Origin of the sequence: Eubacterium sp. MSJ-33 (assembly GCF_022174665.1) — a bacterium.
GTDB lineage: Bacteria > Bacillota > Clostridia > Lachnospirales > Lachnospiraceae > Coprococcus_C.
In genome coordinates, this window is sequence record NZ_CP076562.1 from 1,037,034 (window position 1) to 1,048,731 (window position 11,698).

The window sequence follows — 11,698 nt, forward strand, 5'->3', positions numbered from 1 at the left end:
CTTCCTCCCTCGTCTCTTATAAGTGTATAAAGTTATCCAATATTTTAAGTCCTACCGTCGAACTCTTCTCCGGATGGAACTGACATGCAAATACATTTCCTTTTTCCACAGAGGCATGGATGTCCACGGAATAGTGTGTCCGCGCAGCAACATCCGCTTCATCCTTCGACTTCAGATAATAAGAATGCACAAAATACACATAGGAATTTTGTTCCACACCTGCAAATAATTTCGCCCCTGGTGTGATATCCAGCGAATTCCAGCCAATCTGTGGCACTTTCAGATCTGGTGCGTCCGGAATCCGAAGTATCTCACCATCTAAGATCCCCAGTCCGGTTGCCCCTGGACTTTCCTCACTCGTCTTATACAAAAGCTGTAATCCAAGGCAGATACCAAGAAATGGTGTATTCTTGTCTACCACATCGTAGATCACCTGATCCAGTTTGTATTCCCGAAGTTTGCCCATCGCATCGCCAAAGCTTCCCACACCTGGCAGGATCACCTTGTCACACGATAAAATCAGATCCTTATCCCGCGTGATCACAGCTTCTTCGCCCAGATAATGTACTGCTTTTTCTACACTTTTAATATTACCTGCATCGTAATCTAAAATTGCTATCATCGTCTCATCCTCTGTCTCATTCATACTGTCAATAGTTACATTTATTACTGCCCCTGTGCATCTGTCGGTGTCTCCATCTCAGCGATTCTCGCACCAAGCTCTGACAAGGTTTTCGTATATTCCTGTCCTTCCATCGCCAGAATCTGATATGCCGTATCCTCGGTGATACCATATGTATTCCACAGTGCATTGATGATCTTATCCCGACAGGAATCAATATCTTTTACGATATCCAGCTCCACCGCCTCGTCATAATGCTCATCATATTTTTCAATTCCACGAAGCAACGCATCGAGTGCCTTGTCCGCTCTGCCAAGCTTCATGTTATTCTCATAGGACTCATACAGCCGTTCCACATACATAACCGTATAGATCCGGTCTTTTAAATCCTGATCTTTTTCTTTGACTTCGACACCAGATACCTCGTCATATGCCAGACGATATCGCTGCCGTTCGAAATAATTCGCCGCTTTTTTGATGACCTGCGAATAACTGAACTGATTGGTTCCTAATACGACGCCGACTGCAAGAGCAAAAAACAATACAAACACGACAATGATCGTCGGTGTCGACACCTTTTTCTGATCCTTTTCGGCTTCCATCTCGGCAGCATACGCTTCATCCTTTTGTCGTTTTTTGTCCGCTTTTTCCTTCTGCTTTGCTTTATCCTTCGCCTGCTTTGCAGATAGCATCTCCTGCTTTGCGGCATTCTTTTCTTCTTTCTTTGCTTCCCGCTCTGCCTGTTTCTGCTTCTTTTCCTCTTCCTTTTTGGCTTTCTTCGCTTCAAATAAAGCCTCTTCTTCTATATCATCTTCATCCGGCTCACCAAAAAGGATCTCGGAGATTGTCTTCTTTTTATGTTCTGTCTCCTCTGCATCGACCACAGTTTTTTTCTTCTTCTCTGCCTTTTTTCGTGGCTGTTTAACTTTCTTCGCTGGTTTTTCCGGCTTTTCGCCAATATCCTCAATATCTGCCAGATCTCCGTTCAATAAGCTTTCTGCCATCGACGACTGCAGTAATGCATCTAAACTATCCTCATCCGCTGTATATGGATTCTTCTCTTTCTCCGTTTTTTCCGGTTCTTCCGGCAATCCCATATCCATGGAACCAAATAACGCATCATCAAATACGCCTTCTGGCAATGCGGTATCTTCCTGCATCTGCATATCTGCATCGCCAAAAACATCGGAATCCTCTATATTCTCCGATTCGTCCTTCTGCTTCGCATTAGCCTGCTGTGAATCACTCTGTTGCACATTCTCCTGATTTGCCTTTTCGATCAAAGCATCAAGATTCATGTCATCCGGTTCTTTTTCCTGCGGCTTTTTCTTTACGACTGGATTTGCTCCCGCGTCCAGATTTGTGATATCCACATCATCGAAATCTATATCATCAAAATCCAGATCCCCTAAATCCATGCCGTCCAGATTATCTAGTTCATCCAGAGAAATACCATCCATATCATCTGCATCGACATCCACACCAGAATCCATATCGATATTATCATTCAATTCTCCGTCCATGGATGCCAATTCATCCAACAGACTATCCAGATTATTATCGTCCAAAATCTTCCTCCATGTATTCATAATTCCACAGATAAAATTATCATATCACATTCCAAAACCCAACACAAGTAAAACCAACGCTCTCCTGCACGCAAAAGGCACCGTACATTTGCTGTACAGTGCCTGTCTTTCTTTTATTCCCAATCATCAAAATCCTCATAATCATCATACGCGCCATTTGCATAATTCTTCGTATAATTAATATTGCTGGATCGTTTCTGCTTTGGCTGCGGACGACTGGATTCCCGTTTTTTATTATTCTGCTTCTTTTTTACCGACTTCTGTTCCTTCTCTAAGCGCATCTGGACCTTGTTTTTGTCCGGAATCGCCATCGTAGGCTTACTCTCCTTTGGACGGGATGGCTTACTTCTTCTGCCTCTGTCTTCTTCATCCTCATCCTTCTTTGGAAACTTAGGAGCACCTCCGTAGTTTCGGTTTGGACGCTCATTTCTCGGTGGTCTGTCTCCATATGGTCTGTCACCGTATGATTTCTCTCCATATGACCGGTTTCCATTTCCACGCTGTGGTCTGTCTCCACCTGCCTGTCTGTCTCCGCGCGGAGCACCTGAACGATCCGATTTCTGGAATCTGGTTCCTCCACCCTGTCGTTTCTCCCGATCAAAATATTTTCCTTGTCCTCTGTTCATGCTGGAACCACCTTCTCTTGTTCCTTCCGTTGCCACGTCTTTATCTCCTTTCGTAACTTTGCATGGATTTTATTTTTTAGCTTGCATGCATTTTATACTCAATTCTAAGCTTGTCTGCAATCAAGGCAATAAATTCGGAATTTGTCGGTTTTCCCTTTCCCGCACTGACCGTATAGCCAAACATGTCTTCAATCACATCAATTTTTCCTCTGCCCCATGCAACTTCAATCGCATGTCGGATTGCACGCTCAACGCTGCTTGATGTCGTCTTATACTTCTTGGCTATGCTCGGATACAACAGCTTTGTAATATAATTGAGCATATTCATATCATTGACTGCCATCATAATTCCTTCACGTATGTACTGATATCCCTTGATATGCGCCGGAATTCCAATCTCCCGGATAATCTCCGTGACATCGTTTTCCATTGTATGCACACCATAATCATATACGTTATCTGCCGGCAGTTTGACATCTTCATCTGTGCATCCTTCCATCGGCTCCCCAACCTTTGCAAGGTCTGCAATCTGAATAATTCTCTTCGCCAGTACCTTCGGATTACACGGCTTCATGACGTAATAATCAGCACCCAGATTAAATGCCATATTGATGATCCTGCTTGATCCGACTGTAGATAAGAAAATAATCTTCAAATCCACAAGCGACGGATTGTCACGCAGCTGTTCCAATACTTCAAGCCCATCTACATTCGTAATGAAAACATCCATCAACAATACATCCGGCTGTGTCTGCAACGTCTGATCATATACTTCACTGCCATCCGCAGTACAGCATACTATCTCAAATCTCTCCCCACTGTAGGATTCTAATTGCCTGCTAAGCATCTCATACCCGGCATCTGCAATCATCACCCTGATCTTCTCTTTATTCATATTATCCTCCCCTTCTTAGAACCAACCTCCTATCAATCTAAATTAACCATAGGAAGATGATATAATTTCAAAATACCATTGTCAAGCGCATTTCCACAGAAATTTTCTTTTTGTGGATAATTTTGTCTAAGCGCTTTTTACCTTCGATTCAAGTCGTATTTTGTCGGCAATCAATGCAATGAATTCAGAGTTTGTAGGTTTCAGCTTCCCCTGCTGCAGCGTATATCCAAACAATTCATGCATCGTGTCGGAGTTTCCCCTGCTCCAGGCAACTTCAATCGCATGTCGGATTGCACGCTCCACTCTGGATGGCGTTGTATTGTACGTCTTTGCAATCGAAGGATACAACTGTTTTGTAATCGAATCCAGAATATCCATATCCTGTACTGCCATCAGAATGGAACTTCGCAGATACTGATATCCCTTTATATGCGCCGGAACACCTACTTCATGTATTATATCCGTGATCTTAACCTCTAACTGGGTCTGCAGCTCCTCTCCCGTTCCCTCTGTCTGACAGACACTCATTCCAGTCTGTTTGCAGCGGGCCAATGCCAGGATTTCTTTCTCAATATCCGGATCATTGCACTCCTCATCGATGAATCGTACAAAAATATGGTCTACACTTCCCCGGCATGTAGTTTGGGCAAATCGAATCTGACTGGCGTTCCCTTGCAGCAGGAAATGGTATCCACGGTTTCCCCATCCGTTCACTTCTTCCATCACTGCCAGTCCGTCCAGATTCGGCAACAGAAAATCAAGCAGGATTACATTTGGATTTTGCATGCGAATTGCCGAAACAGCATTTCCGCCGTCTGAAATAATATCGCATACGCTGATATCCTTGTTCTTTGAAATTTTCTGTCTTAATTCCGTTGCTGCCTTCGTATCATGTTTTATGATAAGCACTTTTGTCTTCATAAAACTATCCCCCTCTAATTTTGATATCAAAGACATTATAGTTTCATTGTTTTACGAGGGCAATACATAACAAAACGCAAGTTGCGACAGTAAATATTGACAGCATTTTCGGTCATTTTTTCCCATTTTTTACTGCATCATTTCTTCGATGAAAATGCCGTAGCCTCTTGTCGAATCATTGACAAAAACATGTGTGACCGCCCCTATTAACCTGCCATCCTGCAAGATTGGAGTTCCACTCATTCCCTGCACAATTCCACCCGTTAATGTTAACAGATCCGGATCTGTCACCTTAAGTTCCATACACCTTCCATTCTCATTATCTGCATCGACCGACACAATTTCGACTTTATAATTTTTCGACTCTCCGGATACGGACGAAAGCAGATACGCAGTTCCGACATGAACATCCGATTTATGTCCAACCGCTACTTTCATGTCGTTTTCATGTGTCTTTTGCTGTCGTTTCGTCAGATATCCATGAATCCCATAGGCGCTGTTTTCTTCCACTCTTCCAATCACATATCTCCCCGTATAATTGATTATCCCCTCTAATCTCCCCGGTGTATCCTGTTCAGGCTTCCTGATCCGGACAATCGTTGTATCATATACCGCACCATCAGATACACGAAACATCAGTCCGGTATCATTGTCATTGATACTGTGTCCCAGTGCTGCAAACCGTTCTCCATCTGTATAGGTAAGCGTTCCGATTCCCGATATATCATCTTTTACCCAGACACCGATTGCATATTTCCCATCCTCTTTCTTGATTGGAGTGACACATATATTTCGATACTGATTTTCCCGACATACCCGGAGCAGGATTTCTTCTCCTTCACTCTGTTGAATCAGCGCAATCAAATCGGTTTTATCGTTCACTGCTTTCCCATTGATCCACATAATATAATCGCCCGGGATAAGTGCACCTTCACAGGGAGAGATTTCTGTTCCATCAGCAGATTGTACAGCATTCACGCCAATGACCATCACTCCTTTTGTTTTTACATAGATACCGATCGGTTGTCCAGACGGGTAAACCATACATTCTGTTTCACCTTCATTTGATACGACCGGCATGGAATCCGTATTCTCAACATTTACAACTGTTTTTTGCGGATTTCCAAACAGATACTCCCGATTGTGATATGCCAAAACTCCGAGCAGAAGCATCAATACAGCGATTAGAAATATTCGATACTTTCTCACATCGCATCCTCCTCTCTTCCTTCTTTTTATTTTTATGCAATACGCCTAATTTCATAAAAAAGAGTACATAGATTCTCTCCATGTACTCTTAGTATCTAATATTTCATACTATGTAATTCAGTTTATTTTTGCCTGTTCTGCCAATCCTTTCATTTCCGCGACGGTATGAATCGTTGTCTCTGTAATCTTCGCACCACCGATCAGTCTTGCCAGTTCTTCTATTTCCTCCTCTTTTGAGAGAAGCCGAATGCTGGAAATGGTTTTCTCATTTTCCACATTTTTTTCAATCAGATAGTGTGCATCAGCCATCGCCGCAATCTGTGGTAGATGCGTAATGCAGATAACCTGATGATGTCTCGACAGTATCGACATCTTCTCTGCCACCTTCTGTGCCGTTCTTCCGCTGATACCAACATCAATCTCATCAAAAACAAGCGTCGGTGTATCATCCTGGTTTGCAAGACAGGATTTCATTGCCAGCATGATTCTTGAAAGCTCACCCCCTGATGCTACCTCCTGCAGCGGCCGCATCGTCTCTCCGACATTTGTTGATATATAAAAGCACGCATCATCATATCCATTTGCGGAATACACAGGTGCTGTCTCAAAACGCATCTCAAAGCGTACCATATTGAAATTCATATCTTCCAGCGATTCACGAATCTTCGCACACAACTTTTCCGCAAGCGCACGCCGTTTCTCTGAGAGTGCACGACTGCTTGCCTCAAGTTTTGCTGTCTGTTTTTTCCATTTCTCGGAAAGCTCTTTGATATAAGCATCATATCCGGAAAGTGTCTCATATTCCTTCTCAAAGGATGCGAGACTCTCCAGAATCTCAGATATGGAGTTTCCGTATTTTGCCTTGAGCGAATTAATCTGATCTAACCGGCTTTCCATCTCATGAAATTCCGACTCATCAAATTCCATGTCCTTCATATACTCACTGATTTCCCGGTTGAAATCCGCAAGAAGTCCATCTGCATCCTGCAAAATATTCGATGCATCTGTCAACTCTTCGTCAAGCTCAATCAGACGCCGCATATCGCGGATTGCCCGTCCAAGCTGTTCTGCAGCCGAAGCTGCACCATATCCGGTCATCGCATAAATATCATTTGCATATTGCAGAATTTCCTTCGCATTGACTGCCTTTTTATACTGATGCTCGAGTTGTTCGTCTTCCCCTTCCACCAGTTTCGCATCCTGAATCTCTTTGATCTGATATTTCAGAAAATCCACACGTTTGTTGCGTTCTGCCTCGTCCATGCTGCCTCTTTTTTTCTCTTCTTCAAGTTCCCGGTAGCTATGATAATCCTCCTGCACCTGCTTTTTCAGCATCTGGATATCTTCCCCGCCGAACCGATCCAGAATTTCCAGATGCTTTGCCGGCTTTAACAGTGTCTGCTGTTCATGCTGTGCATGCAGATCTATAAGCAGTGATGCGATATCCTTCAGTCTCGAGATCGTAACTGTCGTATCATTGACCCGGTTTACGGTTCTTCCATTTGGCGACAGTCTTCTGGATATCAAAAGTTCATCCTGCTCATCGACTTCTACTTCCATCGCTTCTAACGCTTCCCGGATTGCAGGCTGTTCTACTGAAAATGCCAGCTCCACCAGACCATCCTTTGTCTCGTCCCGTAGCAATTCTTTCGGGAATTTTCCTCCCAGACAGATTCCAAGTGACCCGATAATAATTGACTTACCGGCACCGGTTTCTCCTGTCAGGATATTTAACTGATCGTGAAAATCAATATCGATTTCTTCGATCAGTGCAATATTCTTTATGTGCATTGTCAACAACATTTTTTTATCTCTCCAATTATATGTTCTGCCTGCTGCCCATCTCTGATTGCAAGAAACAATGTATCATCCCCTGCAATACATCCCATGATTCCTTCTACCAACAGATTATCTATCGCCGCGCCAACCGCCATCGCCATTCCGGAAACGGTCTTTACTACAATAATATTATTGGCAGCCTCAATAGAAAGAATACTGGATGTCATCACATGCTGGTACGATGCATGCGTACCTGTGCCTGCCTCCCGACCGACAGCATACCGATGTTTCCCGCTTCCGCAGGATATTTTTTCCAGTTTCAATTCCCGTATATCTCTGGATACTGTTGCCTGTGTCGTCTCAAATCCAAGTGCCTGTAAACGTCTTGTAAGCTCTTCCTGTGTATCTATCTCATATTCTGAAATCAATTCCAGCAATGCCTGCTGGCGTTTCTGCTTACTCATGTCATGCACCCCCTATTTTTTCCCGAAGTACACTGTAGAAACTCACATCATACATTTTAATCAACGATATTTCCCGTTTCGAACATGTCACTTCCACACTCTCACCGGCAGATAACTCAATATTATCTGCACCATCAAAGGAAACGATAGCCTCTGTCTCCTGTGTCCTTCGTTTTTTGACAACTTCTATCCGTATACGATCTGAGCTGTCAAACACCACGCTCTTGGAGGTAAGCGAATGCGGAGAAATCGGTGTTACCACGACAGCTTTTGATTTTGGGCTGATGATCGGACCCCCGGCAGACAGATTATATCCGGTCGATCCGGTCGGTGTCGCGACAATCACACCATCCGCTTCATAGGTATCTAACAACTGTTCATTCACATAGATATTAAGTCCGATGATACGCGAAAATCCTGCACGTGTAATCACTACATCGTTCAGACAGGAAAAAGAAGTCTCTCCTGTACATCCTTCAATCATCATACGTTTCTCTATGCCGTAATCGTCCACCAACAGACGATCGATTGCCTTATAAGCATTCGACTCTTCCACTTCGGTTAGAAATCCAAGCGTTCCAAGATTGATGCCCATAAGCGGAACCTCATAGGTTCCAATACTATGTGCCGCACGAAGCATGGTTCCATCTCCGCCAAGCACAATCACGGCCTCTACACCTTCCATATACTCTGGCTTGATCGCTGTACCGTTATAATGCTGCCGCATATCACTTACGACCATTGCCGTCGCCCCTTTTTCGTTGATATAGGCAACAATATCCTGGGAAAGTTTTAAATTGATATCTTTGTCAGTATTTGCGACGATTAAAAACTTATTCATTGCCCTGTTCCTTATCTAACGTTTCATGGGAAGCTGTAACGACTTCATTTATATCAATGGATGAAGCATCCACGATTTCCAAATCCTTTTTGTTTTTTGATAGAAATAATAAATACTCAATATTTCCTTCCGGACCTTTTACCGGAGAAAAATCCAATGCCAATGGGTAAAGATCAATAGACTCTGCGTAATCCATCACCATACGGATCACTTCTTCATGCACAGCGCGATCACGCACAACCCCTTTTTTCCCTACTTTTTCCCGTCCGGCTTCAAACTGAGGCTTGATCAGACAGACAATCTGCCCATCCTCCGTCAGAAGATCCTTCACCGGAAGCAGTACCTTTGTGAGCGAGATAAACGACACATCAATCGATGAAAATGCTGCCAGCTCATCGATATCCTCCGGAACGACATAGCGGATATTTGTCTTTTCCATACAGACAACCCGCTCATCGTTGCGAAGCTTCCACGCAAGCTGCCCATGTCCGACATCAATCGCATAGACCTTTACTGCACCATTCTGCAACATGCAATCTGTAAATCCGCCCGTCGAAGAACCAACATCCATGCAGACCTTACCGGAAAGTGTAATAGGAAATTTCTGCATTGCCTTCTCGAGCTTTAAACCACCACGGCTCACATATGGTAACGTCTTTCCTTTGACTTCGATTGCCGCAGTCTCCGGAAATGTAGTTCCTGCCTTATCCTCTTTGTTCCCATCTACATATACAATTCCTGCCATAATAATTGCCTTTGCCTTCTCCCTTGAAGGTGCCAGTCCTTTTTCCACCAGCAATATATCCAGACGTTGTTTCTTCTGTTTTTCCATCTTTTTTCCTCTATAATATCTGCTATTTCACATATTGGTTATACACTTCTGACACCTGTTCAACCAGACTCTCTGCATCTATCTGCATATGATGCCGAAGTTCCGGAATCGCCCCTTGTGGCACACTTGGAAGCGGAATCGCTCCACTGATAAACCGATAGTTCTCCGGATTTCCTTTTCGTGCCAGATAAAATTCCAGTTTTTCACTGTATCCACCCTGCACAATCGTATCTTCCAATGTCACAAATATCGTATGTGTCTGCATAAGCCGGTCAATCAATTCGGTATCAAGCATCGATTCAAACCGTACATTGATCAGGCTGACAGGAATCTGCATCACCCGTAACTGTTCAACCAGCCGGTCAGCTTCCTCCATCATATGTCCACACGAAAATACTGCAACACCATTTTCTTCCTGTATGACTTCACTTTTTCCATAGACAATCGGATCCTGCTTATCTGCATGTCCCTTATATGCGCTGCCACGCGGATAACGAATAGCAATCGGTCCATCATGCTCATACGCATAATCAAGCATCGCTTCCAATTCATAGCGGTTCTTCGGTGCAAGCACTGTCATATGCGGCATATGTGACAGATATGCCAGATCATAGATGCCCTGATGTGTCTCTCCATCCTGTCCGACAAGTCCTGCACGGTCGATTGCAAAAATCACATGCAGGTTCTGCAGACAGACATCATGCAGAATCTGATCATATGCACGCTGCAAAAATGAAGAATAAATTGCCACGACCGGCACCATACCTGCCGCTGCCATGCCAGCCGCGAATGTCACGGCATGCTGTTCTGCAATTCCCACATCAAAAAAGCGTGTCGGATATGCCTCCTCAAACCGGATTAATCCGGTTCCCTGTGCCATCGCTGCTGTGATTGCCGTCAGTTCTTCATGTCTGCTGCCTATCTCCACGATTTTCTTTGCGAAAATGTCTGTATAGCAGCTTGTTTTTTTCGCTGCCAGCACCTTTCCGGTTGCCTTATCAAACGGTGCAATTCCATGGAAATAATCCGGATGCCTCTCAGCATAGCCATACCCTTTTCCCTTTTTCGTTTTCACATGGATAATAATCGGTTTGTCCAGTCGAAATGCATGCTGAAACGTCGTGATCATCTGATTGATATCGTGACCATCAATCGGTCCGACATATGTGATGCCAAGTTCTTCAAAGAACATTCCCGGCACCAAAAACTGTTTGATATTATCCTTTGAACGCTTCAACACCTTTGCAATCTTCTTTCCGGTTTTTGACCCCATCAGACTGCTCTCCACACCGGTTTTTAACTCATTATATGCATTGCCAAGCCGGATTTCGTTTAAATACTTGGATAAGCCACCGACATTTTTGCCGATAGACATGTTATTATCATTGATCACAACCACGCATCCGGTCTTTAACTGCGCAAGACCATTTAAAGCCTCATATGCCATACCACCGGTCAGGGATCCGTCCCCGATCACAACTGCAACCTTCTCATCTCCGCCACGGAGATCCCGTGCCATCGCGTATCCCATTGCCGCCGAGATTCCGGTTGAGCTATGCCCGGTATCAAACGCATCACAAGCACTCTCATTACGTTTCGGAAATCCGCTTAACCCATCATATTGCCGAAGAGTATCAAAAGCTTCCTTCCTGCCAGTCAGGATTTTATGTGTATACGACTGATGTCCCACATCAAATATCAGCTTATCTTCCGGAAAATTCATCACCGCATGCAGCGCCATCGTAAGCTCCACCGTACCAAGGTTCGAAGCCAGATGCCCTCCATGTTCACTTACTTTCTCGATTAAAAACTCCCGGATTTCTTCTGCTAATACAGGATAATCCTGTCTTTCTATCTGCTTAATATCGTTTTCTTTTGTTATCTTCTCTAACATCTGCATTGTCTTTACCTGTCTTATAT

The 11,698-nt window shown here is 43.9% G+C and carries 11 protein-coding genes; all 11 read right to left on the reverse strand.

Annotated elements, in window-relative coordinates; genetic code table 11:
* Window positions 1–16: 16 nt before the first annotated feature.
* The 11 genes from hisH to dxs all read right to left on the reverse strand — a co-directional run bounded on the left by hisH (window position 17) and on the right by dxs (window position 11,672).
* Window positions 17–622: an imidazole glycerol phosphate synthase subunit HisH gene (hisH, locus tag KP625_RS04805; protein WP_238299910.1), complete on the reverse strand. Its 606-nt coding sequence runs from the start codon at window positions 620–622 to the stop codon at window positions 17–19.
* A gap of 44 nt (window positions 623–666) precedes the next feature.
* Entirely contained in the window at window positions 667–2,190 is a 1,524-nt protein-coding gene (locus tag KP625_RS04810) for a hypothetical protein (protein ID WP_238299601.1), read from the reverse strand.
* 134 nt (window positions 2,191–2,324) lie between these two features.
* Complete coding sequence (locus KP625_RS04815) at window positions 2,325–2,873, reverse strand: hypothetical protein (RefSeq protein WP_177969347.1); 549 nt, start codon at window positions 2,871–2,873, stop codon at window positions 2,325–2,327.
* A gap of 40 nt (window positions 2,874–2,913) precedes the next feature.
* Window positions 2,914–3,732, reverse strand: a complete 819-nt coding sequence (spo0A, locus tag KP625_RS04820) for a sporulation transcription factor Spo0A (protein WP_177969348.1) — start codon at window positions 3,730–3,732, stop codon at window positions 2,914–2,916.
* A 126-nt stretch (window positions 3,733–3,858) separates the two neighbouring features.
* Window positions 3,859–4,689: a sporulation transcription factor Spo0A gene (gene spo0A / locus KP625_RS04825; protein WP_441316603.1), complete on the reverse strand. Its 831-nt coding sequence runs from the start codon at window positions 4,687–4,689 to the stop codon at window positions 3,859–3,861.
* Window positions 4,690–4,782: 93 nt separating this feature from the next.
* A complete protein-coding gene (gene spoIVB / locus KP625_RS04830) occupies window positions 4,783–5,862 on the reverse strand; it encodes a SpoIVB peptidase (RefSeq protein WP_238299603.1) in 1,080 nt (359 codons plus the stop codon).
* A 117-nt stretch (window positions 5,863–5,979) separates the two neighbouring features.
* Window positions 5,980–7,653 carry a DNA repair protein RecN gene (gene recN, locus KP625_RS04835; RefSeq protein WP_238299604.1) on the reverse strand — a complete coding sequence of 558 codons (1,674 nt, stop codon included), beginning with the start codon at window positions 7,651–7,653 and terminating at the stop codon, window positions 5,980–5,982.
* A gap of 2 nt (window positions 7,654–7,655) precedes the next feature.
* Window positions 7,656–8,105: an arginine repressor gene (locus tag KP625_RS04840; RefSeq protein WP_238299605.1), complete on the reverse strand. Its 450-nt coding sequence runs from the start codon at window positions 8,103–8,105 to the stop codon at window positions 7,656–7,658.
* A 1-nt stretch (window position 8,106) separates the two neighbouring features.
* Window positions 8,107–8,946 carry an NAD(+)/NADH kinase gene (locus KP625_RS04845; RefSeq protein WP_238299606.1) on the reverse strand — a complete coding sequence of 280 codons (840 nt, stop codon included), beginning with the start codon at window positions 8,944–8,946 and terminating at the stop codon, window positions 8,107–8,109.
* Window positions 8,939–9,778: a TlyA family RNA methyltransferase gene (locus tag KP625_RS04850; RefSeq protein WP_238299607.1), complete on the reverse strand. Its 840-nt coding sequence runs from the start codon at window positions 9,776–9,778 to the stop codon at window positions 8,939–8,941. The genes KP625_RS04845 and KP625_RS04850 overlap by 8 nt, the downstream gene beginning before the upstream one ends.
* A gap of 22 nt (window positions 9,779–9,800) precedes the next feature.
* Window positions 9,801–11,672, reverse strand: a complete 1,872-nt coding sequence (dxs, locus tag KP625_RS04855; protein WP_370641418.1) for a 1-deoxy-D-xylulose-5-phosphate synthase — start codon at window positions 11,670–11,672, stop codon at window positions 9,801–9,803.
* Window positions 11,673–11,698: the final 26 nt, after the last annotated feature.

Bases quoted from the DNA above. Each gene is read 5' to 3' on its own strand.
- hisH (WP_238299910.1), bottom strand. From the start codon at position 622: ATGATAGCAATTTTAGATTACGATGCAGGTAATATTAAAAGTGTAGAA.
- spo0A (WP_177969348.1), bottom strand. From the start codon at position 3,732: ATGAATAAAGAGAAGATCAGGGTGATGATTGCAGATGCCGGGTATGAG.
- spo0A (WP_441316603.1), bottom strand. From the start codon at position 4,689: ATGTCTTTGATATCAAAATTAGAGGGGGATAGTTTTATGAAGACAAAA.
- recN (WP_238299604.1), bottom strand. From the start codon at position 7,653: ATGCACATAAAGAATATTGCACTGATCGAAGAAATCGATATTGATTTT.
- KP625_RS04840 (WP_238299605.1), bottom strand. From the start codon at position 8,105: ATGAGTAAGCAGAAACGCCAGCAGGCATTGCTGGAATTGATTTCAGAA.
- KP625_RS04845 (WP_238299606.1), bottom strand. From the start codon at position 8,946: ATGAATAAGTTTTTAATCGTCGCAAATACTGACAAAGATATCAATTTA.
- KP625_RS04850 (WP_238299607.1), bottom strand. From the start codon at position 9,778: ATGGAAAAACAGAAGAAACAACGTCTGGATATATTGCTGGTGGAAAAA.
- dxs (WP_370641418.1), bottom strand. From the start codon at position 11,672: ATGTTAGAGAAGATAACAAAAGAAAACGATATTAAGCAGATAGAAAGA.